This is a genomic window from Dyadobacter psychrotolerans, assembly GCF_004349265.1.
Lineage (GTDB): Bacteria > Bacteroidota > Bacteroidia > Cytophagales > Spirosomataceae > Dyadobacter > Dyadobacter psychrotolerans.
The window spans coordinates 876,860-901,939 of record NZ_SMFL01000002.1 but is presented as its reverse complement, the minus strand read 5'-3'; the positions used below and the strand labels follow the sequence as shown (position 1 = coordinate 901,939).

The following is a 25,080-nucleotide window of genomic DNA, read 5'->3' as shown; positions in this document are numbered from 1 at the left end:
AAATAATATTTTTCTGTTAACTAAGACAGTGTTCATGATTTTACTTTGTAATCTGGGCCAACTTCGCCTTCGCCAATTCAACAGCTTCTTTATCATCCGAATTGTCAATGATTGAATTCAGCGTTGCCTTAGCCTGACCCATCTCATTTAATCCCACATACACCTCAGCCAGCAAGATAAAAGATCTGACACGCCAGAAATCGTAACCCTCAAAACTTTTTCCCATCTCAATGATAGCCGCTTCGGCTTCCTTATATTTTTTGTTTTTGTAAAGAATCGTTGCTCCCCAATAGCTGGCTTCTGCCCCATACTCATCTTTTGAAGACAAAGCAACCTTTTTAAATTCTTCGGCCGCTTTTGTTAAATCTCCTTTATCGTAGGGGACCTTACCCAAATAAAGCTGCGCCTTACCAAGGCCACCCGGAATGATATTTCCAACGTTGATGACTTCCTTGGCATAATACAGAGTAGAATCATAGCTTTTCAGCGTGTAATAGTTGTCCATCAAACCAATCCATGCCTGTGTTTGCTCCTTTTTACTTTCCGCATTCCGTAGAAGTATTCTGAAATTGGTAACCGCGTTATTGTAGTTCCCCCTGGCGATTTCCAGTTCAGCAGAACGCTGAGCCGCCGCAGCTACGAAAGTGGAGCGGTTTTCCTGAACTACTTTCGAAAAGTACTGCAGTGCTTCATTTACATTTCCTGTTTTGTCAAAAGACGAACCGATGAAATACCTGGCATCGTACTGATGCTTGCTTGCTGGATAGGTATTCAGGAATTCAAGAAGTGCTTTTTTAGCATTGTCATACTTTTCAGCATAGTACAGGTTGCGCACATTATCGAACTCAACCTCTTCCAGTTTTTCATTACCAGGATTATTTTTCCTGACTACACCTAAAACCTGAGTGAATTCCTCCGGACGACCAACCGCAGTGTAACTTTCCTGAATTCCTTCCAATGCACTACTTGCTGATGGAGACTCCGAATATTCCGTAAGTATTTTCCGGAAATCTACAATAGCCTGTTCGTATACCTGAAGGTTGTAATATGACTGTGCGCGACGTAAAAGGGCAGCAGGTATTAAAGTACTTTTTGGTTTTTCGTTAATCATGCGGGTAAAGCCTTTAACAGCCGCTGAATAACTTTGATTCTGAAACTCGATATCAGCTAACTGGAAATAGGCATCATCCAGGTATCTCGAACTAGGGAACGAACTGATTAAAAGTTCAAACTGACGTTTGGCTTCCTGCTCTCGGCTCATGTAAACATAGGCCCTTGCTTTTTGATAGAGTGCATAGTCCTTATCCGCTTTACCGTTCGCTGCAACCTTTTCATAAGTCCTGATAGCCTCATCGTAGTTTTTGGCTGCCAAATAACAATCTGCCAGCCTGGCGTGCGCGTCTTCAATGATCTGACTGTCGATACCATTCAGGTTGCTGACAAATTCCTTAAAATAACCCAGCGCCTGGCTGTACTTCTTTTGATTGTAATAAACATATCCCAAAGCATAAAGACTCTTTCTCGCATAAATTCCAGCTTTCGGATTTTTAGATATCTGTACGTAAAGCGGAACAGCTTCATCCACTTTTTTCAAACCATAGACCGACTCCGCTTTGTAAAAACTTGCTCCTAAAAATATCTGCTCATCAATGGGGAATCTAAGCGACTTATTGAACATGGCAATTGCCGCATCAAATTTCTGTGCGTTAAATTCTACCACACCCTGATTGAACGTTAACCGCTGATAGGTACCATTAATTTTAGCATTTCTTTTAGAAAGCCCCTCAATGTATTTGATCGCACCTGCATTGTTGCTTGCGCCAGAATATCCTTCCGCTACTAATTCACTTGCTTCTTCAATATGTTTGCTTTGCGGGTAAAGCGCCATAAAGTCATTTAGTTCTTTAATAGCCTCATTGTTATTTCCCGTCTCCAACTGGATTTTCGCGTGGTTGTAAGCAGCCTCTTCCCTTATAACTGCGTTGAAGTTCAACTTGGCGGCATTGCCTAAGGCTGTTAAAGCATAACTTGAATTATTCGTCTTTAAGTAACTGATACCGACCAGGTAAGATGCGTACTGCGAAACAGAATCCTTGCCCTGCGCAATACCTTTTAACACCGTAATTGTACCATCGAAGCTGTTGGTCCTGAATAGTGAATGACCATAATGTAATGCAACAGTTGGAGGTATGGTACCAGCCTTCATTTTATTATATCGCTCGTAAGCTTTAACTGCCGCCGCGTAGTCCCCCTTTTCATAGTATACTTCTGCAACGTAAAGAGCGACATCATCAAGCTTAGTATTTCCTCTTTGCTGAGATAAGGTCTTTTCACCGTATTGAAGCAGCTGATCGTATTTTTTTTGCTGATACAAAGAAGATATAATCCAGTTGGGCGCTTCGTTTTTGTAATACGGATGATTCTCAACACGAAGAAAATCCTGATATGCCTCATCAAAATTGTTTTTTTGGTAATTTATAACACCCGCATAAAACGAAGCGTCTCCTGAATTAGCAAAGGAAGCATCTGCTTTGACCTGATTAAAAAGAGGTAAAGCCGAATCCAGCTGTTTGGTATTGTAGTAAGACATGGCCAGCTGGTAGGTACTCTCGGTCTTTTTGGCGTTGTTTCCAGGTAACTTAACAGCCTTTTCGAGATAAGTTATTGCTTTCTCGTACGAACCACCCTCATAGTAATATTTTCCAAGGTCACTGTAAATTTGCTGTGCCTTAGGATGTTCCGAATGGTTTTTAACAAACCGGTCAATCTGGACTTCAGCTTCCGGGTAATTTAGATATAAACCGGTAACAGCCACATAATATTCTGCTGTCACTTTATTGTAATCCGTTGTACTTATCAGCTTGTCCTGTGTATTGAGGTATTCGCCAAACTCCTGTCTGGCAGCCACATAGTTTGATTTTTCGTAGTATTCAAGGCCGTTACGAAAGTGTGCTTCCGGCTCTGTAATACTCAGGGTATTCTGAGCCAGTGCGGCCGAAGCACCAAAAGCGAAATATAACCCAAGGGTATAAGTGCTATGTTTAAAAAGCATAGGGGTTGATTTGGTGGATTGTTGGGATAATTTAATGTTTTTAACCATATTATACTGATAAGTCAAATACAGAGGGCTGCTACCTTTAAAGTTTCAGCTATCTAACGAAAAGCATATTAAAACCGTATACGCAATGCTCAGATGCAAGTTTTATGTTTATTTTAAAATTAAAAAATCACTTCATTTCTTTTGAGTGTATCGGTAAAATCTACGTTCATAGAATCAAATAAGTTTGTTACCTTGTTGAGGAACAAATCATCCACGCATTTTTCGATTTCTTCAACGTTGGATACCTCATACTGGTCAATTTTGTAAGTTTGCTCGTACATTCCGGATTCAATTTTGATAATGTACTTATTATTCCACTGGTATAAGCTAATCTTGTATTTGTTGCTGACAATATCTTTAATATATCTCATTAATGTTTTTCTCCAAAAGTAATCATTTCCAGGTTGCCATAAAGCGCTCCTCTCACTTCTCGATCATACTAACAATAATAGTACTAATTATTGTAGCTTGCTCCGGGCAAAAAAAAGAAGATGCTTCAAATTTTTTCTTAAAGGCGAATATAGCATTTGCACAAAAGAACTATACCGAAGCCTTGCGGCTTTATGATGAAGCAATATCTAAAAATTCAGAGTTCCCCGATGCGTTGCTCAACAAGAGTATTTGTCTTATCAAGTTAAACCGTGCCGAAGAAGCTTATGAGATTTTGACAGAATCGATTCGGATGGATCCTACACTTGTACAGGCGAATCTCGTGCGGTCGGAAGCAGGCCTTCTTTTGGGGAGATTTAACGAAGCTGAGGCAGATTTAAAACAAATCGAAATGCAGTACAAAGATTCTTCAAGATTCTACCTGCTTCATGGAAACCTTATGGAAGCCCGAAGCCAGACGGCTCTCGCTGCGGCAGATTTTGACCGCGCAATTGCTTTGGATAAATCAAACGTAGAAGCACTGGTCAACCGTGGTGCTGTTTATTATAAATCAGGAAATATTGACCTTGCGAAAAATGATTTTACTGCCGCTTTAAAAATCAGACCTTCTCAGCTTGAGGCTTTAAACAACCTTGGCCTGATTGCTATTAAGCAAAATAACTTACCGGAAGCAATCCTCTACTTTGACAAAATATTAAATTTTAATCCTGCAGATGCATTGGCCTTAAATAACAAGGGTTATGCTCTTTTAAAAAGTGGAGAAACCGGGGAGGCCGGTAAACTTATCGACCGTTCACTTGACATACAGCCAAAGAATGGATATGCGCTTAGGAATATGGGTATTTATTACCAATCTTCCGGAAATTTGCCAAAGGCAATTGACGAGTTTAACAAAGCAATCGATCTGGCCGAGCCTGTTGAAGATTTATACGGACTAACCGGGATTGCATATCAGAAAGCAAATGATAAGGAATCAGCATGCCGCGTGTGGAAGCAGGGTATTGTCCTTAAGGACTCAATTGCGATTGGTGAATTCTCCAAAAACTGCAAATGACTAATTTATTTCCCTTATTCTCGATTTAAGACCTTTCCAAACATCAGCGTTGTGAGCAGGATCAGTAAATATTTCCATCAGGCTAATGTCCGTATGATCAAGAAATACAGTCAAATTTTTATGTAATGACTTTAAATCATGGACTGCGATATAAAATAATCCGGAATCTTCCGCTGTCCTCTTTGCATTAAATCCATGTTTGGTTTCAAAATAACTACCCAGTTCAGGCAATTTGGCTGGCCCATCGATCATCCGGAAAATGTTTCCACCGCCATTGTTCAGGACGATAATCTTTAAGTTCGAAGGCAAAGTATTTATCAATAGCCCGTTACGGTCATATAAAAAAGCTACATCTCCCACGAGCAGAACAGTTGGTGTGTTATTAACCATAGCTGCTCCGATTGTGGTACTTACACATCCATCAATACCGCTTGTTCCACGGTTACAAAAAACGCCTGTTAATGCATTACTTTTCCCCAGAGCATTGACATACCGGATAGGCATACTATTTCCAATATGTAACTGACTATTAGATTTTAGTGACTTAATTACAATATCTATCGATGTTAGATCATTTATCTTTGATAGATTAAGGAGATAATTTTCGATATTCACCCTGACGATAGCACTTTTAGAAAGCCACTTTGCCAGGAATGAACTGTCATTTTCGGAATCAGAATTTTGAACAAACAACTGATAATCAATCTTTTCGAATAAATTTTCAAAGAAATATTCATCTGACACTGCCAGTTGCCTGGTTACCGTTTTTATAGGATCTGTCCAAATGTTATCTTCACCTATATGCCAGTGACAAACCGCCGGATGGTTTCGAAGAAAAGTTTTTAATTCTTTTGACATCAGCGATAATCCGTAGGTAACTAGAAGATCAGGAGCCAATTCCTGGGAATTTTCTAACAACAAAATAAGATCCTGATGGTAAATAAACTGATCGCTGCCTTCCAAATTGCTGATGCTGTCGCCTACAACAGGAACATCCAGTTCTTCTGAAATACGACTTAAAGCTTTATTTAATCTGTCTGATTTTGGATGCTGCCCACCAACAATCAGGATCTTAGACGCATCGTCCCATTCATTTAACAGCTCGTGCCACATTTTTGTGGAAAGAACTTTTTCAACAGGAGCCCTTTTGACGATTCGGACCTTTTCTGAGGGAACCAGGTTCTCACTACCTGTTGGGTAAAAGGGTTCACGAATCGGGACATTGATATGAACAGGGCCGTAAGATAAGGCGGAAGCCAGATTTATAGCATCGTTCCCTATCCTATTCACCGACCAGGCAACATCATCATTTCCATAATCAGAAGAAAATTCATAAGACTTTTTAACATGCTTTCCATATAATTCAGACTGATAGATAGTCTGCCCATCATGCTGATGAATCCACTCCTTTGGTCTGTCCGCTGTAAGGATCAATAAGGGAATGTGCTGAAAATAAGCCTCCGCTATTGCAGGAGCAAGATTATATGCTGCGCTTCCGGATGTACACAGCACTACTACCGGGATTTTAAGCTGCTGAGCCATTCCAAGGGCAATAAATCCTGCTGAGCGTTCATCCATTACCGGATGTATCTGGAAGCCTCCATGGCGTGAAAAAGCAAGTGTTAAAGCTGCACTCCGGGATCCGGGCGACAGAACAACATGACGTAGTCCGTGTGCATAACATATCTCCGCCAGATCTATTATTGGTTGTAGTATTGCCATTATTTACTTCTGTACAAAAAAAGCCTCCGGAGAGGCTATTTTAAATATAACTTGCACGCTTTGGAAGTTATCCAAGATACGTTTTCAAAGCTTTGCTTCTTGATACATGGCGCAATCTTCTGATCGCTTTTTCTTTGATCTGACGAACGCGTTCACGGGTAAGATTAAATTTCTCGCCAATTTCTTCAAGCGTCATAGCATGCTCACCGTTCAAACCGAAATATAACGCGATAACGTCAGCTTCTCTTTGTGTCAATGTGCAAAGCGCTCTCTGAACTTCTTTACGTAACGACTCATTAACCAATCCGGAGTCGGGCTTATCTTCAAGGTCGTTTTCCAAAACATCCAAAAGGCTGTTTTCTTCACCCTGAACAAAAGGAGCATCCATGGAAACATGCCGCCCTGAGATCTTCATTGTATCAACCACTTCCGAAGAAGAAATTTCAAGTACTTCTGCAAGTTCTTCCGGAGAAGGTTCACGCTCGAATTTCTGCTCTAATTCAGAAAAAGTTTTTGAAATTTTATTCAAAGAACCCACTCTGTTCAAAGGCAATCGAACGATACGGGATTGTTCAGCCAGCGCCTGAAGGATCGACTGACGAATCCACCATACAGCGTAAGATATAAATTTAAAACCACGCGTTTCATCGAAACGCTGCGCAGCTTTAATTAAACCAAGATTTCCTTCATTAATTAAGTCGCCCAGAGAAAGACCCTGGTTTTGATATTGTTTTGCAACGGAAACCACAAAACGAAGGTTTGCCTTTGTTAATCGTTCCAGAGCAAGCTGATCACCGTCCCTGATCTTTTGAGCTAACGTCACCTCCTCATCCGGCGTTAACAAATCCACCTTACCGATTTCCTGCAAATACTTATCTAATGACTGACTTTCGCGGTTGGTAATTTGTTTACTGATCTTTAGCTGTCTCATCTACATTCTTATATTAATATGTATAAATAACGGCAAGTAAATGCCCTTGTTTAGAAAAACACCGTTTTAAGCGTTTTTGTTCTCCGGTTTTGGAAGTAAAACTTTGCGGGACAGACGGTACTTACCGGTCTTCTTGTCAACCTCAACCAATTTTACCTGAATCTCCTCACCAACTTCTAAAACACCATCCATGGTCTCCAGTCTCTCCCATTTGATTTCAGAGATATGAAGCAAGCCATCTTTACCCGGAAGGAATTCAACAAATGCTCCGAAAGGCATGATTGATTTCACTTTTCCTGAATAAATTTCACCTACTTCCGGCACCAAAATGATTCCTTTAATACGGGCAACTGCTTTATCCATTGAAGTCTTGTCGGCAGAGAATATACTTACGAAACCGGCACCATCTTTTTCCTCGATAGAAACTGTTGCTCCGGATTCTTTCTGAATATCCTGAACAACTTTACCGCCAGGTCCGATTACTGCACCAATCATCTCACGGTCAATTTTGATTATGACGGCACGAGGTGTGTGAGGTTTCAGTTCTGCACGACTTTCTTTTATTGTTTTGTTCATTTCGCCCAAAATATGCAACCTGCCGGCTTTTGCCTGGAGCAAAGCTTCGGTTAATACTTCAAATGAAAGACCATTTACTTTCATGTCCATCTGGCATGCAGTAATTCCTTTTTCCGTACCTGTAACCTTAAAGTCCATATCACCCAGGTGATCTTCATCTCCAAGGATATCGGAAAGTACTGCATATTTTCCAGTCACTTCATCCGAGATCAATCCCATTGCAATACCGGATACGGGCGCTTTAATTTTCAGACCTGAATCCATCAACGCAAGAGATCCTGCACAAACAGTTGCCATTGACGAAGATCCGTTTGATTCAAGGATATCAGAAACAATACGGATTGTGTATGGGTTGTCCTCAACCGCAGGAAGTACTTTTTTAAGAGCACGCAAAGCGAGGTTACCATGACCTACTTCACGACGGCCTGGTCCGCGGTTTGGTTTTACTTCACCAGTTGAAAATCCGGGGAAATTGTAATGAAGCAAAAATTTGCTGTATCCGTATTTCAACGGCGTATCTATAATTTGCTCATCATTTTTAGTTCCAAGCGTTACAGTTGTTAATGACTGTGTTTCTCCGCGTGTAAACAAAGCAGATCCGTGTGCATTTGGAAGAAAATCAACTTCGGAAGCAATTTCACGAACCTGATCCAGGCGACGGCCATCCAGACGAACTCTTTCGTCAAGAACCAGTCGGCGCGATGCTTCCCAAACGATATCTCCGAAATAACGTTTTACCAAAGAATTATTAAGAACTTCTTCTTCCGGAACGCTTGCAAGGAATTCAGTTAAAACTGCTTTGAATCCTTCTTTACGAACATTTTTATTGTTTGAACCAAGTTTTGTTACTGCATAGACCTTGTCATAACAAAATGCTCTCAACCGTGCTTCCAGTTCTTCATCCTGCTCATCTCCTACGTATTCTCTTTTAACTGTCTTGCCAGCTTCTGCTTCAAATTCTTTTAAAGCAAGACACTGCATTTTGATCACTTCATGAGCAAACTTCAGAGCTTCTATTACCTCGTCTTCTGAAACTTCGTCCATTTCACCTTCTACCATGGCGATGTCGTCATAAGTAGCACCAACCATCAATTCAAGGGTCGCATTTTCAAGCTCAGCAGCGCCAGGGTTGATTACCAGCTTACCATCGATTTTGGCTACACGCACCTCAGAAACCGGCCCTGCAAAAGGAATGTCCGAAACCATCAGCGCAGCAGAAGCCGCGAAAGCAGCAAGCGCGTCAGGCAAAGCCGACTGATCAGCTGAGATCAAAATAAGGTTTACCTGCGTTTCAGCATGATAATCATCCGGAAACAACGGACGCAAAACACGGTCAACCAAACGGCTAACCAATACTTCATGATCAGAAAGTTTACCTTCACGACGCATGAAACTTCCCGGAATTCTACCTGCAGAAGCGAATTTTTCCTGATAGTCTACGGATAACGGTAAAAAATCAAGGCCTTCTTTTATGTCTTTATTAGCAACCACAGTGGCAAGAATCATGGTATTACCCATACGTACCACTACCGATCCGTCTGCCTGTTTCGCTAATTTTCCTGTTTCAATTGTAATTTCTCTACCGTCAGGAAGAGTTATAGTTTTGTTAACTATATTAAATAGCATAGATATATATTGTTTGAAAAGCTGTTGAAACGTTGAACTACGTTTCCAAAGTTACTCTGGGATAAATTAATGCAAAAAATCAGGGAACTGTCTAGTAGAAGTTCCCTGATCGATAATTACTTACGTATGTTCAACTCGGCAATAATCGCACGGTAGCGGCTAATGTCGTTTTTGAAAAGATAGTCTAACAATCTTCTACGCTTTCCTACCATTTTAAGCAAGCCTAATCTGGTATCGTTGTCTTTTTTATGCGTTTTTAAATGCTCGTTCAGATAATTGATACGGTAAGTAAACAACGCAATTTGAGATTCGGCAGAACCGGTATCTCCACCTTCTTTTTTAAATCCTTTAGATTCGAAGATTTCTCTCTTCTTTTCCGCGGTTAAATACATGATTGTAACGACAGATTAAATATTTATGAGTATTTTACAGCACCCTGCTGTAAATAAGGTTGCAAAATTACAGAATTTATCTCTTTAATAAAAATATAATTTAACTATGATGGGATAAGCTCCTTTTTTCCAAATCTACTTGTCCACTTTGTTTTTATTTTTTTGATAAACATCAGGTAAACATCTTTTTCAAAAAGCCGCGAATCACTCCGGGCGCGGTCAACAAAATACAATCCTGTAAGCAGCAAAATTGTATTGGCAAGCCACGCTCCTACCGGCACTACAAGCAATCCTTCCTTCACCCATTTGTCACCCTGATTGGTTAGTACATATAACAGAATAAAAAACAGGATAGAAACCAAAACAGGAACTCCAAATCCACCTTTTTTTATAATTGCCCCCAAAGGAGCGCCAATCAGAAACATAATCAGGCATGACAGCGCCTGGGTGTATTTATGATGCTTTTCCAATTCATATTTGTTGGCATCTTTCAGTTTGGTCTGAAGGTAATCGGACTGAGAATTTACATAGCTCAGCATACTCGCCGACGCACTTTTTGCATTGGTGAAAATCTCTTTTTTCAAACTATCAGTTACGGGCACAGCAAGCAGCGAATCGATCCACTTCCCTTTTTTAATCGATTGATCCGAACCGGTTCTATAATTATATGAATAATACTGCTGACTGTTGGGAACAAGATCTTGCTGCGTCTGATCGTAAGATTTTCTTAAAGAATCTGCCGTAGAAGTAAGATCACCTATATTTTTCATGAACTCGTGATATTTAAACTGGCCCTCATCGGTCCTTTTCATACCAAATGAGGATAAACTTTCGGTCATTTTATAGTGATCAAAAGCGTCCCGCCGAAAGTTTGAAACCACTGTTCCAGGCAAACCTGGTGACGCTATATAAGACGCTCCCGCAGCACCGGAACCTGCTACCTCAGTATAATGTGTGCCATTGTATAACTCAATTACCAGGTAACGGTTATCATTAATGGAGTACATCCTACCCGAATCTGCAAGAATAATTTCGGTATTTCCCAGTTCGTACGACCGGTTAGAATGTTTGTAGATCACCATACCAACAAGCTTACCATTCTCTTCTTTTTTATCGACTTTTATACTGTAACCCGGAAGGTCATTGTAAAAAATTCCGTCCTTAATTTTTAATGTAGCCTTGGTGGTCTTTATATCATACAACAGACTATAACCCTTCAAATTTGCCCAGGGTGAAACTCTGTCATTGAAGTAAAAAGAGAATATACTGATCCCGATCGCAACGATAAACAAAGGCGCCATTGCACGGGTAACAGAAATGCCTGCACTTTTGATTGCTGTAAGTTCAAAGAATTCGCCAAGATTACCAAAAGCCATTAAAGACGAAAGCAACATGGCCAGCGGCAGGGCTGTCGGGACGGTGATGAGGCTAAAAAAGAAAAATAACTGTGCATAATCCAAAAGACCGAGATCCTTGGAGACAAAGTCATCTATATAAAAAATCATGATCCTCATTAAAAAAACGAAAACCACAACGGACATGGTAATTATAAATGGTCCCCAGAAGGACATTAAAATAAGCTTATCAAGCTTTTTCATCAACTCCCTACTATTTCTTTAAGATTATCTATGAACCCATGCCAGAGCGAATCCAACTCTGCCTGATCACGGTTAGCAGAATAATCTACAACGCGTAAAAAGGTAGTCTGTGTTAAATCGCTTACCTCAAGTTTTAGTTCCACATGATTATTGTCCAGATCATCTTCACTGGTATGTTCGAATTCAAATTTTACTCCTTTGTTTATACGAAGACCGGTCTGCCTGGCAATGTGGCTGTCTCCATCCCACTGGAAATCAAAACGATGATCCGGCAATACAGTTACTTTTTCTGCGAACCATTGTTCCAGGCCCGACGGCGTGGATATATAAGGGAACAACACTTTTGGTGAAGAGCGTAGTTCAAACTCGGTTACAAACTTATATTTTTCCATACGAACAAAATGTAATAGAGTTAATCTGACCAGCGAATACTTTACCAGCTGATTTCAAAGTTGTAATATAGCATAATTCAGTTATATAAAGCAGTAAATCAGACTTTGCTTTTTTTATTAAATATAATTTTGTGGTGAATTTAATAAATATGGTTGCAGGATAAAAAATTTTAACATACTTTTGCACCACAATTACGGCGGGGTAGCTCAGATGGTTAGAGCGTAGGATTCATAACCCTAAGGTCGGCAGTTCGATTCTGCTCCCCGCTACGAATAGAGGCCTCTTTTGAGGCCTTTTTTGTTTTCAGTCACACATAAATCACACACATTCAACTTTCTAAAAATCTGGACAAATCTTTAAAAATCTTGTTTCTGGGCCGGAAAAGCAGTTTTTAATAGTCAATAGTTCTTACCGCTCATGATCCTTATCACGGTCGCGGGCCGTAAACTTTCCCAAGAATTCACGTTTACGCCTCGCTTTATCCGTTTCAATTGGCTTAATGTCTTCAAATAATTCTTTGTTTTCGTGGGCCGCTTTATAAACTTTTTGATTAGCCCGGATCTCCTTGATGACAACTTTGTCTAGGGGAAGCTCCATATTTTTCATACGTTCCCGCATTTGCTTGGTACGGACAGAAAATTTTGCTTCTTTATCAACAAGTTTTTTCATCAAGTCAAAGCTTCTGCCTTTTTCGTCAATAATCATATATGGACGGCGGGTAGTTGAAAACGCAATCGTGTAACCGTGAACACGACAGTTTTTTATAAACTCCGGCCCATCTTTTGAAGCCTGCCAAGCCTCTATGACATTTTTGGTTAACACAGGTCTGTCAAGATTCCGGCGTGGTGTACGTGGGTGATTAAACTCAATTTCCAGCTCCTCACGGGTGTTATCGTTTTTATGATGTGTATGGTTGTCTCTGCGCATCTTCCCTGTTGCTGGGTCGTACTTCTGATGAACAACATGCATGTGCCAACCGTCATCATCTTTGTGCATCACCCCTGCCCAAGGCTGGCCCTCCCACCCTAAATTCTTTTGATGGGTCTTAATGGAATGCAACCAATGCTCGTCAGGCATAACCAAACTTTCTGCATGTGAAGGACGAATGATAGCATGAAATACCGGGTTCTTGCTTTTAGTGATTTCCTCAAATCTGCCCATCTCAATAACGGCCTGTTTCAAGTCGTCAGTAGTCGCACCCTCAATTCCGAAAACTCGAATTTCTTCATTATTACCCATGGTCAAAAGGTAATCAGCCAACTGCTCTGCATTTCCTCGGGAAGCCCCTTTGATTATCATTTTTTCAACCCGTTAGAAATAAGTTGCCCGGCTACGATAATTTCATTTCTCAGCATAACCAATGCCTCATTGGTAAACTTACCATTGAGAGCTTCAACAGTCTGCGCGATCTGCTGCAATGCAGATACCCCGTTTATCAATTGTTCCCTCAACGGTGTCGCAACCTTCTTGGTGGGTCGGACATTCAAAACATCCAAACGGATCATTTCAGATACGTTAATTCCACGGGTTTTTGCCTGCAAGAACAGGGCTTCATGCTCTGTGTTGGAGAAACAAACATGAATGCGTTTTTTGCGCTGCTCTATCTTTTTAGGTCGGGCCATGGTCTGTAACGTGAGGGTTAAGGGAGAGTGTAACGTCTCCTTACAAGATTGCCTTATGAGGAGGAATAACGCGAGTTTTCATACACATCAGGCACGTCTTGCAATATAGAATAAAATCCACCCCAGTACAACCCCTACCCTGCTGCTAACAAAATAATTTTCAGTCGGTTACAAAATAACACTGAATAATTCGATACCTTGATAACTCACTTTAAGCCTCCCTATTTATGTTCTTCAAACTTACCCCGGAAGAGGTATATCAACTCCTCAAGCCCAAGCCAGACCCAGAGGGAAAGGCCAAATTAAAACTCCTGCTGATCGGTACGTTACTCACTCCCATAACCCTTGGCGGCGCTCTGTGGGGATATGTGAGGGCATACAATCGGAAGCTATTTCATTTGAATGAACCACCGACACTTAACCCACTTCACCCGTTTGCAAGGCAGTCAATGAAGCTCTTTGCTGCGGTGGTATGGGCGCTTATTCTGGCGGTTATTTTGTTTTTTGGTCTGTTGTTTTTAATCACCTACAATAAAGGGCAAGGCCCCGGCCTCCTCTTTAGAATTGTGGTTGTATTTGTTGTCGTGTGGATTGTTCCCAACGCTCTTATTAGCTTGGCCGTACTTAGAAAATTTGAGCTATGGCGGGGTAAGATGTTCTCTCTGCGTACCAGCATGAACAAGTTTGGTTCGGCTAAATTTGCGGACGCTGGCGAACTCACCGACTTGGAAGGGAACAACGGAATATACATTGGCGGCGGCTATACCTACTCTAAACAAGGACACTTAATCACGGTGGCAGGAACGCGCTCTGGAAAATTCACAAACCTCATTGCACCCAACCTATTAGGCGCTGGTGGTTATGAAGGATCGTGGTTTGTAATTGACCCAAAAGGAGAGTGCGCGTTTGTCACTGCTAGATATCAACGGGAAACGGGAAAACATGTTCGGATAATTGACCCGTGGAAGGTGTATTCAAATAGTCCTGACACTTACAATCCCCTTGATATCATTCCTTCGGACGACCCGGAAGCACTTTCTGACGATGCGGCCATGATTGCTGAAATGATGGTGCCAAGTGATGAAAAAACGAATGACCCATTTTGGAACAATAGGGCAAGATCAATTATTAATGCGCTGATAATTCATTGCGTTTTAGAGAGTGCGGAAGGAAAGTGCGAATGCTCACTTACTACTGTTTGGCGGTGGCTGCGGATGGATGATGATGGCTTTAAGGAATTGCTTGGTGATATGGTTGCCTCCGATAACGAGATTGTGAGCCTGTCAGCGAATGAAGCCCAAAACACCATGAATAACTCGATTAAACAACATGGAAGCATAATGTCAAACTGTTATTCACAGACGGACTTTCTAAAGTCACCCATGCTTCAAGGGTCAATATCGGGTTCCAGCTTTGATATTAAAGAGCTTTCTAAAGGAAATACCTCGCTATATGTGATAATCCCACCGGATAAAATGGATAGTCAATCCAAATGGTTACGGCTCGTTGTTGCCACATCACTTAGGGCGGTTGTCAGGAACAGAGATAAAAAGGTAACCTTCATCCTAGACGAATTCAGTTCTTTGGGGAAAATCAAAGATGTAAGCAGTTTCATGGCTATGGGTGCAGGGTACAATATATCCCTGTGGCCCATTCTCCAAAGTCTAAGTCAGTTAAAGGATATCTACGGCAATGGCTGGGAAGTTTTCATGGCAGGGGCAACAGCTAAACACTTTTTTGGTGTGGGAGATAACTTTACCGCGGAATATGTTTCAAAAATGGCAGGGCAATCAACGTATATGGTTTATGATAGGAGTATTATCGGACCTGACAAGGGAAACCCGCAAGCACGAGCTTTAATGACACCGGATGAAATCAGAAGGGGGTCAAACGATAAAATATTCACCTTCATTGAGCAAAGGCCAATTGCAGTGTTTGAGAAGTTCCCGTATTACGAGATGGGCGTTATACAAGACCGGGCCGATAAAAACCCATATTACGTATCGGATTAAAAACGAGGTTTAAGCGTGTTTTTAGGCTGGTTTGAAGTGCCTTGGCTGCTCTGGTAGCCTTTGTCACGCATATAATAGGCGCTCAAATCTTTAAAGCCTAAATAATCCTCATTAAAGCCAAATGGTATGTCCTCAGCTTCTAAAATGGAGCCGAGGGCATGCATGGCTTTCTCGCCTGCACCTGACGGGTCAATATCTGGAAACAGCACTACAAGCTTTATTACGTCCTTTTTGGACAGCAGATACGCCCCTACTTCACCAAGCAAGCTGTCGCCGTTGCTGCATATAAATTCCTCGTTTGGCTTCTGGCCGTGGTTTATCTCATCCCATGTAGCCAAGTCAAACTTGCCATTAAAAACAAACGCTGTTATTTCTGTCTGCGCTGGATGCGCTGGGAAAGTCGTAATGGCTTTCGGGCCAACGCAGTTTTTAAACGGTTTACCGCCCCATTGACCGTAGGTGCTTATTTCATGGCCTCCTTTATCGTTTTCAAAGGAAATTGCTCGGAATATCTTCTTGTTAACCTCAACGTCAGCCTGTTTTAGGTATTTGCCAATCGTGGTTTTTGACAGGCTGCGCCTTTCCAACTCGTCTAGACAAGCGCGGTCAGTGAAACGGGCTGAATGCTTTTTGATCTTGTAAACGTCTGAATAGGTCACTTCGGCGCTCGTCTGCTGGTATGGGGTTATTCTGGGGATGGTATCAAAAGCCTCCAAAGCTTTCAATGCCTGTTTGGTGGCCTCGGGATCATTGCGGGGTAGGTCGTGGTAATCAAGCCATAAGTCGATGGTGTCGCCCATTGGCCGATGGTGGCCGTGATCTTTAAACCTGTTGGTTCGCTCGTTGATATGGAACGATGGCGTCTTTTCATTCCGAAAAGGCGAATACCACACTGTTACATGTGGCTTCGTCCGGCGGTCGAACCGCGCGCCTAGCTTTTCAGCGAGGTCAGTGATTAAGATGGTTTTGGCGTCATTGACGTTCATGGGCTATGGCTTGGATTACTGTATGAAGTTCTGCCAGCTCCTCCGTTGGAAACCAAATAGTCATACCACCAAAGAACGCAGAACCAGTTTTGTATAAACAAGCTTGCCATTTTAAGTTCATGTCTTGAAATATTCGGAAAGTCCACCCCTCAGGACGTATTGCCTTTAAAGTATCACGGCTACGAGTATATTGTGGCAAACCTGATGGAATTCCTAATGATATTGCAACTCTGGATTGATACCCATTTTCCCTAAAAATGTACTCGTAAATGTCAACATCCAGACGATCTAGTGCTTCCTTATCATTCACATTAACAGTTTCGATCCTTTTTAATATTATTTCAGAGTCAGTCATAATTCTATTCCTTATTCGAGGTAAAAATCCCGCTAATCACGGCGGCGCATGCAGTTATTCCCCAATTCGGGTGCAGGTCAAAGTCGCTCAAAACGCAGTCGGCCAGTGAAAGAAGCAGAATGCTTCCGATGAACAGTATATATTTTAGTATCATAGTTCCACTCCGGTAAGTATTAAATAAATGCTGTATAGCAACAGCGCACATGCGATAGTGACGGCTATGGATGTAAGGGTGTTCATTTGGATGCCTCGTATTCGGTTAGTGCTTTTAAAGCTGGCTCGTGTTCAATTCCATTGCCATGATTCATGAATACATCGGCAGGCTCTTGAGAACCCTGCATCAATTTTGACTTTTCTGCGTACCATTTCAAAGCATCGGCTAATTTATCAACAATATCAGCACGGATATACTTCACAACCTTCTCTGCCTCTTCATCAGCTTCATTAACAGATGCAAACCATACCTGCCCATAGCTATCAGTGTAAAAACTATCGTAGTCCGCGCGCTCTATGGCGTAAATTACATCCAGCATTTTATTTTGGGTCATTCTGTTATATCCTTAAATTGGGGCATGGCTACGGCAAGCACGTTCTCGATCTGGTCACGCTCTTTGACGCTGTATGAGGCTTGTGCTTCCGGCCATTGTGTTACGGTTTCGGCAATTGCGATACGCACACGGCGCTTTCCTTCAACGTACGACAAGGGAAGTGTGCCAATGAAAAGGGCAAGCAGGATAGCTATGATGTAGTTTTTGGTCATGATTTAGCTTTTCTATTCATTTGTTTAAAGAAAACGTCTTCTTGTTTTGCCTTCACTTGACCGTAGTGCCGAGAGCAAACTTTAAAGACATCTGCATCCCCCTGCATGTAGCCATTCTCAATACGAACAGTATGAGTTGCAGCTTTTGAACATGCTACACATTCCAATATTTCAGTCATCTGCGTTTCCTTTCCTGCTTCATGATAAGTGTTCGGATAATCTGGGCTGCTGTCTTGCAGTCTTCTTTGCCTTCCAGTTCTGATAAGGCGTCGTATAGGCCTTTGAGGTATGTTTTGCGGGTCATTTAAATATCCTATTCAATGGTGTTAATAAGACAAGAGCCGGAACAAAGAATACGATAAACAGCGTGGCAATGGATAGGTGGATTAATTCAGGCATTATTGAGCCTGACTTTCTTGGGAAAACGCCTCGTTGCAAATTTCAGCGATTTCATCATATCCGTTACCTTCTGCAATTTGGCGGATACGAGCAAATCGTTTTAGGTTGTCTTCGTGGGCATTACAGGCTCGTACGATAAACTCAGCGTTTGCCTCGGCTTGGTTCATCATGACCGTTGACGATGAAGGCGCTTCCACAAATCCAATAGAAGTCCTTCCCATGCCGGAAAACTCAATTTGTTTTGTGAATGACATTCCGTCCTTTTTGCTATCTCCGACTTTCCAAGGTGTTGGGGTGTGCTTGATTTCAGTCATTCATATTCTCCATAAATTCGTTGTAGGTGTTGGTAAAGAAGGGTGTAGAAAAGTAGAACCGTGCGTTAATCACGGCTTGGGTTAAGGCGCGTAACTCATCCATTGTCAATCACCTCCCTAACGTAATCGTCAAAAGCTTCTGTGGTCTGGATTGAACGGGATTTGCCGTTGTAGACTAGTTTCACGTCTTCGATCTCTGCGCCGCCGTAAATGCCGCAATCACGCTCTGACGGAGCAATGGAATAAAAGACTTCTACTGTGTGGCTGTTGTGGTCGATTTCGATTGATTGCATTACGTTTCTCCTTGGTTGGTAGACATACCGTACCATTTGGGGATTGTATTGTCAATACCTTTATTCTAGAAAAGTGATATTATTTTAAAATAAAAAAGGGCAGCTATTTGCTACCCTTAATTAATCTATTTTGTGGTGTCGTTCGCTTCCTGTCCTTTTCTTTCCTGATCGAGTTTTTTAGCCCGTTCATGCTGCTTCTCGTCATCTGATTTCCGCATCTCGTCAGCAATTTCTTTTTTGTCCGCGATTTGCTTTTTGTTCAAATTCTCTAAAGTTCCCATAATGCGTTGAGGTTAAGATGATTCAACTCCGTGCTGAACCAATTATCAACATCAAATTCTGTGCCAGATATCTCCTAAATTACTTCTTCCCGAAAACATTCTTGTGCGAAGCACGGTGAGCCTCTATACTGCCGGGAACAAAGGAGCATCCATGTACAAATATTTCACTCCCGAAGAAGAAAAAGCCCTGCGTGATAACGGTATTCGCACCGACCAAGGCAATGAGATTGACCCTAACCCTGTTGTAAAGCTGTTTACCACCAATGGCCGCGCTATCTGGTTACTGACAGAGCTATCCCCGTTCTATGAGGGGTTGGCGTTTGGTTTGTGTGATCTGGGCTTTGGTGAACCGGAGCTTGGCAATGTGTACATCCCAGAGATTGAAGCAGTTAAACACGCTACAAATGGAATGCCGTTGGTTGAAAAGGATTTGCATTTTGAAGCTACTCACCCGCTATCGGTATATACAGGAGCGGCACGGATGTTCGGTGAGATTTGCGAAGACAAGGATTCCTTGGAAGAGGCGGTTCGGTATATGAAGAAACAGAAAGGTTCTGAGCCTTTGTAGAATGGATTTAGTAGGCTTTCTACAATTAAAATTATTACAAGACTGTTCTTGCAATAATTCAATACAAATAAGTTCTACACTACGTTAAATAGATTTATTTAAAAAAATAATCCTATTTAATGGAACCAATTAGATTTAATAAATAGTTAGCTTATTTCAATCTAACTAAATTAATACAGTATGGAAGACATTGATTACCAAGTAGGAATTCAGAAAAAAATAATAGCTGATATTCAGAGTAGCTACGTTACTATTTTTAAAAATTATCCAGTAAAAAATATAACCACAATTGGACAGTCACCCCGGTATGCCCAGATCAATCAGCTTCTAGTTCCATTACACAATATTATGGCAATATATCACGGCCACATCAATAAGCTTTATGAAGGCTTCATTACAAGTTTTGATGCGGAGATGGGTGATGTAGAGCCTGTAAATATTAAGCTGGATCAGTTTTCCAGTATTTACTATGTCGATATGGTTACAACAAGTCAGCAGATTTATCTTTTAAACGAGGAAAAGAGAGAATTGGAAGTAAAATTAAATTATAAATTCCCTGTCTAAGTAAACGAATTGATTTGTATGAAAACTGAAGAGATAGAGCGCCTTGAAAAACAAATTATCATTGCGAAGGACAATATATGGAAAAGCGAACAGGCAATAACTGCAGCCGAGGAACTCGCGGTATTTGCCAAACACAATGTAAACATCAAAGGTAAAAACAATATATCGATAGAACGGGGCTTAATTCAACGCTTTAAAGTTGAATTGATGCAGCACAAAGAGGATTTACAAGTCTTAGAAAATCAACTCGCTGAACTAGAAAAGTAAATTACCCGCATTTCTTTTGACGCATTTTGTCATGTGCCAACACCTGACGCTTAGTTTCAACCGTATCCAGTGGGTGCGCCAGTATTGTGCGTGTCCACTGGATTAAAGTGCCTGATGAACCTAATTGCGTATACTACTGTTTTTGATGTATAAATTATCGTTTAGTATGGAAAATGTGTTAAATGAAGAATATGACCTGAAAGAAAAGATCAGGATCAATGAGATCAGGATTGAAGGTTATTTCAGTGATATCAGAAGCATGGAGTTATTTCCTGATGCCCATGGTACAACCGATCAAGTAGCGGCTGGTATTATCAAACTGGAAGAAAACAGTGAAAAAAGAAGAGAGGAGATTATTCTATATAAGAATAAGCTGAAAACTTGGAAAAAAAGTAGAGAGGTTGAGTCTAAAATTGCTGAAATACAAACGGAGGAATTTCTACTCAACAGTGATGTACTCATCGATGCATTCAACCAAAAGCATCACCTGATCGAACATAATCCAGTGAATATCCTATCGGAACGCACAAAGCATATTCATAATTTGAAACAAGAGTTGATGAAACTTCATGCTGAATTTAATGAAATGTATAATCTATATGCGGAAAAGTAATTTTTACTTTACTCTAGCCTGATCTCTCATTACTTGATAGTCGGGCATAAATGTGTTTGACAAGACAGGACACATACCGCCTAACATTTCCTTAGCGGCTTCTTTTTGAACCGCTGGACTGTATGCGATAACGTCAGGCTGGCTGTTAAAATGAACCGGACTGCAACCTGTTGATAACACCAAGGGCATCAGGGCGATTATTGCGTATTTCACGTTGCTTCTCCTTGACCTGTACGATCTTTTCAATTGTGATGGTCTTTTGCTGGGATTTACCTTTGTCTACACCAATCCAGTGTCCGGTTGCGTATCCGATATTCAGGCCGATAATTACGCCCACGATTGCCAGTAGAATGTCTTTAATGTGAAACATCAGGAAGCCTCACATAACAGTTTTTCACGTTTACGTCTGGCAACTATACCATAGCAGCCGTTACTTTTTACTGTGCAATTCTTCCCTGCTACATACGTCCAGCGCATAATTTCATCACAAGCTTTCGGGTCCTTGTTGTTCAGGCGCTTCAAAAGCGTTGAGCCTTTAAACGCACCCAGTCCGATATTGTAGGACAATGACACCAGTCCGGCAAAGCGCTCATTTGACATGGGGGTTTGTACCATGCTGTCAACACGCGCCCCGACAATTTTAAGTTTGGCTTTCATCATCAGTGAGCAGGATTCGGCTGTCTCAATTTGTCCAAGCTTAACACCTTCGGTTTCCCCGTGGCAGATAGTAAGCACTCCAGCTAAATCGCGGTAAGGAGTGTAAGAAACACCTTCCATCGAACCTATAACAGGAACCGCAATTGCAAGCATCCCGGCGATAGTACCAGCCGCTGCACCGCGTTTAATTGTCTGTGAGCTTATCATTTACCACCCCAAGAATTTAAGCATTTTAGGGCCATATAAGACGATACCGCCAAGTAAGGTCGTTCCACCACCCCAGAGAGCTGCCAGAAATTTCAGTTTTGTCTTGCGTTCCAGACTTTCGTCTTCGAGCTTTTTTGTTCGGGCCTCATGCAGTGTACAGGTTGCTTTCATCTCGGCAATGTCTGTTGTCATGGTGGTCATGGTCATTTTGAACTGTGCTAGTTCAACAACCTGTGTCGCCTGAATGCTTTTGATAATATCAACGTGGTCTTTAACATCTGCCAGCATTGCAGTGTTTCTACCTAATACCTCATTCATCCCGAACATTAGGCCGTATAAATCAGGGGATGGTGTATTGCTTGGCAAAGGCTATCTCACATTAATTATTCTGGTTTTGTAGGCCAAACGATATTGTTTACGTCATCAGTAATGTCACGAAGTGCTTTGCGGTATGCTTTCCAAGCTTTCTGGTCAGCGGATGTTAAAGGACTGTCTGATATCATTGTCCAATCACTAGCAGAAAGTAAATGGTCACGCTGGGCGCGAATAGAGACCAATCTTTCTTCCATTGTCGGCGGGGCTGGAATGTGTTCTACAACACTTCCGTTATCCCATTTTCTAAGCCCGGCATTATTCACTAAATCGAGCCATTGCTCATCGGTTAGCTTTATGGATTCTTCTGGAATATCATCATGCACATCTGTGGAATAGTATGCGAGAGGAAGACCGTCTTCATCAAATACGCCGTATTTAATAATCTTGTCAACGTTATCTTCTACGATTTTTTCTGTCATGATATCTCCTAATATCCTATTGCAATCCAATTAAAATTAGCACCAAAAGGTGAGGCAGCATCAACTTGTCTAATGGTCGCAGTAAAATTAGTGAGTGTCGAGGCTCCAAAATAGGTCACTACATCAGCCAAACGATTAACGTGTGCCATGGACAAAACACCATTCGGAAATGCAATAGGAAAGGTAACTGTCACAGGATTGGTTGATAAGGTGTTAGCATATCCCCATTGAACGATCAGGCCACCCGGAAAAATCTTATATCCGTTTGTTGTTAGAGATTGTGCGCCTGTTCCAAAATCGGTAAGTGACTGCCAATTGGTGTTATTTGTGCCAAATGTTGGCAGGGCATTCCCGGTGTTGTTATCAGTCAGAGAAGAATACAATTGAGTTGTACCGGGGGCTTTGACGATACTCTTTTGGTAATAAGTGGTTCCTGTGTCGTATTCCGGAATGCCCTCCTGAAGAACATAAGCGATTTGGGATGTTTCAATATAATGAAGCGCCTGAATTTCTTCCAGTGGTGGAAGTCTCTGGCCTGAAATGGTAATAGCGTTTAATCCGGTTAGATAGGCTGCTTTGGCTTGAAGCGTAACTAGGTCAGTGCTTAGCACTTTCGTTCCATCAGCGGCAGAACCAATCACACCATTATTCGCTGCGCCGGATGCAAAGACTTTTTGGGTTTTTCTTGTAATGCGTGGCATCAAATCTCCTAATTCATCAGCTTATCATAGTTAAGAACTTCACCTTGCAAGGTGTCGAAATCGGCGTAGGTCGAGAAACCCATAATTTTGTCAGAATATCCATCGTATGTAGCAAAACCAAAGAACGGCTCTTCTTGCTCGATAATATACTGTAACCTGACACCCATTGGACGCGGTAAGACGTTCTTTTGGATGGCTACGGTCAATATAACAGATTGTTGTCCGTTGGCAAAGTAATTCATTACCATGTTCCCAGAGCTGTCAGGAACAACGGTATTTCCGAAAAACGCGAACATACTGTCATCAATGCTCTTGTGGGAGTGATTACTATTATTCTGAATAATCTTCATCTTCAGTATTGTACGGTAGGCATCATCAGACAACACCATACCCTGACTTAACACACTGTCGTAATCAAGGAACTTGCCGGGCTTGGTGTCAAAGTCGGAATAGTTGGAAAAACCAATCCTGCCAGCCGGAGGGGATGCGACTTCATCATAATTGATAAATGAGAAGAACCCGGTCAAGACCTGACCAGTGTAAAAACGGTCAATTCCCACATAAAGGCCGATAACATCAAGCTGTGCGCCAACTGCGGTTTCAATATCAAAGCCATCTCGAACATCGAAAATAATCCCGTCAGCCAATAGACTGTCAATCAAAAGGCCGATTGTCGCCTGTGCTTTGGGTTTATTGTGATACTGAATTATCAGAAGGTTTTTATAAAATTCCGTCAGATCACTCATCAAAGCACCGTAACGGCTATGCGGGTAACGTCTAAAACAAACTGGCTGCTTAGGGTTGTTGGAGTGAGATAATCAAACCATGAAGACCCGTTCTTTGAAATCTCAACATTTACCGGGACAGCAGAACCACCTGTGGCAAGGATAGCGGAAAGCGCCACGGCTGTAATGCGGGAGGTTTCAGCATATTGCCCGATGTTGTATTCGAGATTATCCACGATGTACTGCTTAATGCCAGCGGAATCAACTGACGTACCAGCTACGGTACGCTGTACGTCAAAACGGATATAGAGGTTTTCAGCGACTGGACGGTCAAATCTGGCTGTAAATGTATCACCGCTGGCGGTAGTGACAGGGATAGCAACCGTTCCCTTCATGTTTGCGCCGTAGGACTTTTTATTATAGATGGCTTCGGCGATATCAGCGTTAGCTCCGCCTTCGGCAATTACCCAAATTCCATGGGCTGGAATACCGTTGCTGTCCGTCACATCACTGTAATTCTCGTAAACCTTTGCATCGGTCACGCCATCAATATTCAGGATTGTACCGTATAGGCCATTCAGGTAACCAGAGGCAGATAAGGCAACGGATTGCTCACGTCTGATACGCAATTCAAGGTCGGTTTCCTCGTTCTGACCAACCTGTAACGCACCGCTTGAATTGTTTACGGCCGTCACACCCAAAACGATTGTTGATTGGGTTGTGATGGTTCCAACCGTGGTTTCCACAAGACCGATTTGTTGGGCGCGGAAGTTTAAGGAAGTGGTGCCAACAGTTAAAGTAGTGCTATCCACAAGAATAAACTTATTCCCTGCGTCATCCTGAACTGTAAATCCCGTTCCGTTTATTTCAGTAAAATCAGCGTCCAAGCCGGACAGATCAACCGTACGGTCAACTGTAATATCAATTGGCTGGATGGTAAACGTACCGCCTTTACGGGCGATATTATTGATAGGAACGCGCTGATCTAGGACTGTACCGATAGCGTTATTGGGGTTAAAACTGTTGTAAATTCCCAACAGTGCTTCGCGCAAATCCGTAGCCGCTTGTGCAAAGATGTTCATCATCTGGCCGTCAGGGGAATTTTGGTCAAGGTTGATATCTTCGCCGTAAATATCACGGAAGCCTGTTTCCAAATCCGAAAGAACCTCATCCATCGTTT

The 25,080-nt window shown here is 41.8% G+C and carries 32 protein-coding genes and 1 tRNA gene; 7 read left to right on the top strand and 26 right to left on the bottom strand.

The genetic code is table 11. The features are described 5' to 3' along the window. Positions 1-40 precede the first annotated feature (40 nt). Together E0F88_RS07630 and E0F88_RS07625 are read right to left on the bottom strand one after the other, a co-directional pair. On the bottom strand, positions 41-3,052 hold the full coding sequence (locus E0F88_RS07630; protein ID WP_229213698.1) for a tetratricopeptide repeat protein: 3,012 nt from the start codon (positions 3,050-3,052) through the stop codon (positions 41-43). Positions 3,053-3,219: 167 nt separating this feature from the next. After that, on the bottom strand, positions 3,220-3,471 hold the full coding sequence (locus E0F88_RS07625) for a hypothetical protein (RefSeq protein ID WP_131957617.1): 252 nt from the start codon (positions 3,469-3,471) through the stop codon (positions 3,220-3,222). Positions 3,472-3,473: 2 nt separating this feature from the next. Here E0F88_RS07625 and E0F88_RS07620 point away from each other — a divergent pair, with 2 nt between their 5' ends. Beyond that, positions 3,474-4,544 (top strand): tetratricopeptide repeat protein, encoded by a 1,071-nt coding sequence (locus tag E0F88_RS07620; protein WP_131957616.1) that lies wholly within the window; start codon positions 3,474-3,476, stop codon positions 4,542-4,544. On the opposite strand, the gene menD is transcribed toward E0F88_RS07620, so the two are convergent. The 6 genes from menD to E0F88_RS07590 all read right to left on the bottom strand — a co-directional run bounded on the left by menD (position 4,545) and on the right by E0F88_RS07590 (position 11,781). Continuing rightward, positions 4,545-6,266, bottom strand: a complete 1,722-nt coding sequence (gene menD / locus E0F88_RS07615) for a 2-succinyl-5-enolpyruvyl-6-hydroxy-3-cyclohexene-1-carboxylic-acid synthase (protein ID WP_131957615.1) — start codon at positions 6,264-6,266, stop codon at positions 4,545-4,547. A 67-nt stretch (positions 6,267-6,333) separates the two neighbouring features. Continuing rightward, positions 6,334-7,197 (bottom strand): sigma-70 family RNA polymerase sigma factor, encoded by an 864-nt coding sequence (locus E0F88_RS07610; protein WP_131957614.1) that lies wholly within the window; start codon positions 7,195-7,197, stop codon positions 6,334-6,336. Between the two features lie 66 nt (positions 7,198-7,263). Beyond that, on the bottom strand, positions 7,264-9,399 hold the full coding sequence (locus E0F88_RS07605) for a polyribonucleotide nucleotidyltransferase (protein WP_131957613.1): 2,136 nt from the start codon (positions 9,397-9,399) through the stop codon (positions 7,264-7,266). A gap of 116 nt (positions 9,400-9,515) precedes the next feature. After that, positions 9,516-9,791: a 30S ribosomal protein S15 gene (rpsO, locus tag E0F88_RS07600; protein ID WP_131957612.1), complete on the bottom strand. Its 276-nt coding sequence runs from the start codon at positions 9,789-9,791 to the stop codon at positions 9,516-9,518. A 104-nt stretch (positions 9,792-9,895) separates the two neighbouring features. After that, a complete protein-coding gene (locus tag E0F88_RS07595; RefSeq protein WP_131957611.1) occupies positions 9,896-11,389 on the bottom strand; it encodes an LptF/LptG family permease in 1,494 nt (497 codons plus the stop codon). Next, on the bottom strand, positions 11,389-11,781 hold the full coding sequence (locus E0F88_RS07590) for an START-like domain-containing protein (RefSeq protein WP_131957610.1): 393 nt from the start codon (positions 11,779-11,781) through the stop codon (positions 11,389-11,391). Before E0F88_RS07590 ends, E0F88_RS07595 begins: the two co-directional genes overlap by 1 nt. A 196-nt stretch (positions 11,782-11,977) precedes the next feature. Between E0F88_RS07590 and E0F88_RS07585 the strand changes: the two genes are divergently transcribed. Next, positions 11,978-12,051: transfer RNA gene (locus tag E0F88_RS07585), tRNA-Met, on the top strand. 139 nt (positions 12,052-12,190) lie between these two features. Here E0F88_RS07585 and E0F88_RS07580 read toward each other — a convergent pair. Together E0F88_RS07580 and E0F88_RS07575 are read right to left on the bottom strand one after the other, a co-directional pair. Continuing rightward, the gene (locus E0F88_RS07580) at positions 12,191-13,081 is read right to left on the bottom strand and encodes a relaxase/mobilization nuclease domain-containing protein (protein WP_131957609.1); all 891 of its coding nucleotides are present in this window, start codon (positions 13,079-13,081) and stop codon (positions 12,191-12,193) included. After that, positions 13,078-13,404 carry a plasmid mobilization protein gene (locus E0F88_RS07575; RefSeq protein ID WP_131957608.1) on the bottom strand — a complete coding sequence of 109 codons (327 nt, stop codon included), beginning with the start codon at positions 13,402-13,404 and terminating at the stop codon, positions 13,078-13,080. The genes E0F88_RS07580 and E0F88_RS07575 overlap by 4 nt, the downstream gene beginning before the upstream one ends. Before the next feature lie 227 nt (positions 13,405-13,631). On the opposite strand from E0F88_RS07575, the gene E0F88_RS07570 reads away from it, so the two are divergent. Then, positions 13,632-15,416, top strand: a complete 1,785-nt coding sequence (locus tag E0F88_RS07570) for a type IV secretory system conjugative DNA transfer family protein (protein ID WP_131957607.1) — start codon at positions 13,632-13,634, stop codon at positions 15,414-15,416. Here E0F88_RS07570 and E0F88_RS07565 read toward each other — a convergent pair. From E0F88_RS07565 to E0F88_RS33620, 9 genes are all read right to left on the bottom strand, one after another. Continuing rightward, on the bottom strand, positions 15,413-16,402 hold the full coding sequence (locus E0F88_RS07565; protein ID WP_131957606.1) for a DUF8464 domain-containing protein: 990 nt from the start codon (positions 16,400-16,402) through the stop codon (positions 15,413-15,415). The two genes, E0F88_RS07570 and E0F88_RS07565, sit on opposite strands and share 4 nt — an antisense overlap. After that, positions 16,389-16,757: a hypothetical protein gene (locus E0F88_RS07560; RefSeq protein ID WP_131957605.1), complete on the bottom strand. Its 369-nt coding sequence runs from the start codon at positions 16,755-16,757 to the stop codon at positions 16,389-16,391. The genes E0F88_RS07565 and E0F88_RS07560 overlap by 14 nt, the downstream gene beginning before the upstream one ends. Positions 16,758-16,761: 4 nt before the next feature. Further along, positions 16,762-16,911, bottom strand: coding sequence for a hypothetical protein (locus E0F88_RS33625; RefSeq protein WP_165940012.1), 150 nt, complete (start codon positions 16,909-16,911; stop codon positions 16,762-16,764). An 82-nt stretch (positions 16,912-16,993) separates the two neighbouring features. Further along, entirely contained in the window at positions 16,994-17,305 is a 312-nt protein-coding gene (locus E0F88_RS07555) for a hypothetical protein (RefSeq protein WP_131957604.1), read from the bottom strand. Next, positions 17,302-17,517, bottom strand: a complete 216-nt coding sequence (locus E0F88_RS07550; RefSeq protein ID WP_131957603.1) for a hypothetical protein — start codon at positions 17,515-17,517, stop codon at positions 17,302-17,304. The genes E0F88_RS07555 and E0F88_RS07550 overlap by 4 nt, the downstream gene beginning before the upstream one ends. 175 nt (positions 17,518-17,692) lie before the next feature. Further along, positions 17,693-17,821: a hypothetical protein gene (locus E0F88_RS34510; protein ID WP_262709867.1), complete on the bottom strand. Its 129-nt coding sequence runs from the start codon at positions 17,819-17,821 to the stop codon at positions 17,693-17,695. A gap of 94 nt (positions 17,822-17,915) precedes the next feature. Then, complete coding sequence (locus E0F88_RS07545; RefSeq protein ID WP_131957602.1) at positions 17,916-18,230, bottom strand: hypothetical protein; 315 nt, start codon at positions 18,228-18,230, stop codon at positions 17,916-17,918. Positions 18,231-18,325: 95 nt separating this feature from the next. Then, a complete protein-coding gene (locus E0F88_RS07540; protein ID WP_131957601.1) occupies positions 18,326-18,523 on the bottom strand; it encodes a hypothetical protein in 198 nt (65 codons plus the stop codon). Positions 18,524-18,648: 125 nt separating this feature from the next. Then, positions 18,649-18,804, bottom strand: coding sequence for a hypothetical protein (locus E0F88_RS33620; RefSeq protein ID WP_165940011.1), 156 nt, complete (start codon positions 18,802-18,804; stop codon positions 18,649-18,651). A 151-nt stretch (positions 18,805-18,955) separates the two neighbouring features. Here E0F88_RS33620 and E0F88_RS07535 point away from each other — a divergent pair, with 151 nt between their 5' ends. The 4 genes from E0F88_RS07535 to E0F88_RS07520 all read left to right on the top strand — a co-directional run bounded on the left by E0F88_RS07535 (position 18,956) and on the right by E0F88_RS07520 (position 20,816). Beyond that, on the top strand, positions 18,956-19,372 hold the full coding sequence (locus E0F88_RS07535) for a DUF2958 domain-containing protein (protein WP_131957600.1): 417 nt from the start codon (positions 18,956-18,958) through the stop codon (positions 19,370-19,372). Between the two features lie 180 nt (positions 19,373-19,552). Next, positions 19,553-19,936, top strand: a complete 384-nt coding sequence (locus E0F88_RS07530) for a hypothetical protein (protein ID WP_131957599.1) — start codon at positions 19,553-19,555, stop codon at positions 19,934-19,936. An 18-nt stretch (positions 19,937-19,954) separates the two neighbouring features. Then, positions 19,955-20,203 carry a hypothetical protein gene (locus E0F88_RS07525; protein ID WP_131957598.1) on the top strand — a complete coding sequence of 83 codons (249 nt, stop codon included), beginning with the start codon at positions 19,955-19,957 and terminating at the stop codon, positions 20,201-20,203. Between the two features lie 166 nt (positions 20,204-20,369). Further along, positions 20,370-20,816 (top strand): hypothetical protein, encoded by a 447-nt coding sequence (locus E0F88_RS07520; RefSeq protein ID WP_131957597.1) that lies wholly within the window; start codon positions 20,370-20,372, stop codon positions 20,814-20,816. 145 nt (positions 20,817-20,961) lie between these two features. Here the strand turns inward: E0F88_RS07520 and E0F88_RS07515 are convergent, their stop codons facing one another. The 7 genes from E0F88_RS07515 to E0F88_RS07485 form a co-directional block, all read right to left on the bottom strand. Continuing rightward, entirely contained in the window at positions 20,962-21,186 is a 225-nt protein-coding gene (locus E0F88_RS07515; protein ID WP_131957596.1) for a hypothetical protein, read from the bottom strand. Beyond that, positions 21,186-21,680 carry a lysozyme gene (locus E0F88_RS07510; RefSeq protein ID WP_131957595.1) on the bottom strand — a complete coding sequence of 165 codons (495 nt, stop codon included), beginning with the start codon at positions 21,678-21,680 and terminating at the stop codon, positions 21,186-21,188. The genes E0F88_RS07515 and E0F88_RS07510 overlap by 1 nt, the downstream gene beginning before the upstream one ends. Beyond that, positions 21,681-21,998, bottom strand: coding sequence for a hypothetical protein (locus E0F88_RS07505; protein ID WP_131957594.1), 318 nt, complete (start codon positions 21,996-21,998; stop codon positions 21,681-21,683). Positions 21,999-22,063: 65 nt separating this feature from the next. Next, positions 22,064-22,474 (bottom strand): tail fiber assembly protein, encoded by a 411-nt coding sequence (locus E0F88_RS07500; protein WP_131957593.1) that lies wholly within the window; start codon positions 22,472-22,474, stop codon positions 22,064-22,066. Between the two features lie 8 nt (positions 22,475-22,482). Beyond that, positions 22,483-23,175 (bottom strand): gp53-like domain-containing protein, encoded by a 693-nt coding sequence (locus E0F88_RS07495; RefSeq protein WP_131957592.1) that lies wholly within the window; start codon positions 23,173-23,175, stop codon positions 22,483-22,485. 8 nt (positions 23,176-23,183) lie between these two features. Next, positions 23,184-23,921 carry a baseplate wedge 1 family protein gene (locus E0F88_RS07490; RefSeq protein ID WP_131957591.1) on the bottom strand — a complete coding sequence of 246 codons (738 nt, stop codon included), beginning with the start codon at positions 23,919-23,921 and terminating at the stop codon, positions 23,184-23,186. After that, complete coding sequence (locus E0F88_RS07485; RefSeq protein ID WP_131957590.1) at positions 23,921-25,075, bottom strand: baseplate J/gp47 family protein; 1,155 nt, start codon at positions 25,073-25,075, stop codon at positions 23,921-23,923. The genes E0F88_RS07490 and E0F88_RS07485 overlap by 1 nt, the downstream gene beginning before the upstream one ends. Positions 25,076-25,080: the final 5 nt, after the last annotated feature.

What these genes read in the sequence shown, in the direction of transcription:
- E0F88_RS07620 (WP_131957616.1), top strand. Translation starts at nt 3,474, where the DNA reads ATGTTTTTCTCCAAAAGTAATCATTTCCAGGTTGCCATAAAGCGCTCC.
- E0F88_RS07550 (WP_131957603.1), bottom strand. Translation starts at nt 17,517, where the DNA reads ATGACCAAAAACTACATCATAGCTATCCTGCTTGCCCTTTTCATTGGC.
- rpsO (WP_131957612.1), bottom strand. Translation starts at nt 9,791, where the DNA reads ATGTATTTAACCGCGGAAAAGAAGAGAGAAATCTTCGAATCTAAAGGA.
- E0F88_RS33625 (WP_165940012.1), bottom strand. Translation starts at nt 16,911, where the DNA reads ATGATACTAAAATATATACTGTTCATCGGAAGCATTCTGCTTCTTTCA.
- E0F88_RS07560 (WP_131957605.1), bottom strand. Translation starts at nt 16,757, where the DNA reads ATGACTGACTCTGAAATAATATTAAAAAGGATCGAAACTGTTAATGTG.
- E0F88_RS07535 (WP_131957600.1), top strand. Translation starts at nt 18,956, where the DNA reads ATGTACAAATATTTCACTCCCGAAGAAGAAAAAGCCCTGCGTGATAAC.
- E0F88_RS07490 (WP_131957591.1), bottom strand. Translation starts at nt 23,921, where the DNA reads ATGAGTGATCTGACGGAATTTTATAAAAACCTTCTGATAATTCAGTAT.
- E0F88_RS07500 (WP_131957593.1), bottom strand. Translation starts at nt 22,474, where the DNA reads ATGACAGAAAAAATCGTAGAAGATAACGTTGACAAGATTATTAAATAC.
- E0F88_RS07590 (WP_131957610.1), bottom strand. Translation starts at nt 11,781, where the DNA reads ATGGAAAAATATAAGTTTGTAACCGAGTTTGAACTACGCTCTTCACCA.
- menD (WP_131957615.1), bottom strand. Translation starts at nt 6,266, where the DNA reads ATGGCAATACTACAACCAATAATAGATCTGGCGGAGATATGTTATGCA.
- E0F88_RS07625 (WP_131957617.1), bottom strand. Translation starts at nt 3,471, where the DNA reads ATGAGATATATTAAAGATATTGTCAGCAACAAATACAAGATTAGCTTA.
- E0F88_RS07605 (WP_131957613.1), bottom strand. Translation starts at nt 9,399, where the DNA reads ATGCTATTTAATATAGTTAACAAAACTATAACTCTTCCTGACGGTAGA.
- E0F88_RS07525 (WP_131957598.1), top strand. Translation starts at nt 19,955, where the DNA reads ATGAAAACTGAAGAGATAGAGCGCCTTGAAAAACAAATTATCATTGCG.
- E0F88_RS07575 (WP_131957608.1), bottom strand. Translation starts at nt 13,404, where the DNA reads ATGGCCCGACCTAAAAAGATAGAGCAGCGCAAAAAACGCATTCATGTT.
- E0F88_RS07510 (WP_131957595.1), bottom strand. Translation starts at nt 21,680, where the DNA reads ATGATAAGCTCACAGACAATTAAACGCGGTGCAGCGGCTGGTACTATC.
- E0F88_RS33620 (WP_165940011.1), bottom strand. Translation starts at nt 18,804, where the DNA reads ATGGGAACTTTAGAGAATTTGAACAAAAAGCAAATCGCGGACAAAAAA.
- E0F88_RS07495 (WP_131957592.1), bottom strand. Translation starts at nt 23,175, where the DNA reads ATGCCACGCATTACAAGAAAAACCCAAAAAGTCTTTGCATCCGGCGCA.
- E0F88_RS07555 (WP_131957604.1), bottom strand. Translation starts at nt 17,305, where the DNA reads ATGACCCAAAATAAAATGCTGGATGTAATTTACGCCATAGAGCGCGCG.
- E0F88_RS07515 (WP_131957596.1), bottom strand. Translation starts at nt 21,186, where the DNA reads ATGTTTCACATTAAAGACATTCTACTGGCAATCGTGGGCGTAATTATC.
- E0F88_RS07505 (WP_131957594.1), bottom strand. Translation starts at nt 21,998, where the DNA reads ATGAATGAGGTATTAGGTAGAAACACTGCAATGCTGGCAGATGTTAAA.
- E0F88_RS07580 (WP_131957609.1), bottom strand. Translation starts at nt 13,081, where the DNA reads ATGATAATCAAAGGGGCTTCCCGAGGAAATGCAGAGCAGTTGGCTGAT.
- E0F88_RS07520 (WP_131957597.1), top strand. Translation starts at nt 20,370, where the DNA reads ATGGAAAATGTGTTAAATGAAGAATATGACCTGAAAGAAAAGATCAGG.
- E0F88_RS07595 (WP_131957611.1), bottom strand. Translation starts at nt 11,389, where the DNA reads ATGAAAAAGCTTGATAAGCTTATTTTAATGTCCTTCTGGGGACCATTT.
- E0F88_RS07545 (WP_131957602.1), bottom strand. Translation starts at nt 18,230, where the DNA reads ATGACTGAAATCAAGCACACCCCAACACCTTGGAAAGTCGGAGATAGC.
- E0F88_RS07610 (WP_131957614.1), bottom strand. Translation starts at nt 7,197, where the DNA reads ATGAGACAGCTAAAGATCAGTAAACAAATTACCAACCGCGAAAGTCAG.
- E0F88_RS07565 (WP_131957606.1), bottom strand. Translation starts at nt 16,402, where the DNA reads ATGAACGTCAATGACGCCAAAACCATCTTAATCACTGACCTCGCTGAA.
- E0F88_RS07630 (WP_229213698.1), bottom strand. Translation starts at nt 3,052, where the DNA reads ATGCTTTTTAAACATAGCACTTATACCCTTGGGTTATATTTCGCTTTT.
- E0F88_RS07530 (WP_131957599.1), top strand. Translation starts at nt 19,553, where the DNA reads ATGGAAGACATTGATTACCAAGTAGGAATTCAGAAAAAAATAATAGCT.
- E0F88_RS07485 (WP_131957590.1), bottom strand. Translation starts at nt 25,075, where the DNA reads ATGGATGAGGTTCTTTCGGATTTGGAAACAGGCTTCCGTGATATTTAC.
- E0F88_RS07540 (WP_131957601.1), bottom strand. Translation starts at nt 18,523, where the DNA reads ATGCAATCAATCGAAATCGACCACAACAGCCACACAGTAGAAGTCTTT.
- E0F88_RS07570 (WP_131957607.1), top strand. Translation starts at nt 13,632, where the DNA reads ATGTTCTTCAAACTTACCCCGGAAGAGGTATATCAACTCCTCAAGCCC.
- E0F88_RS34510 (WP_262709867.1), bottom strand. Translation starts at nt 17,821, where the DNA reads ATGACCCGCAAAACATACCTCAAAGGCCTATACGACGCCTTATCAGAA.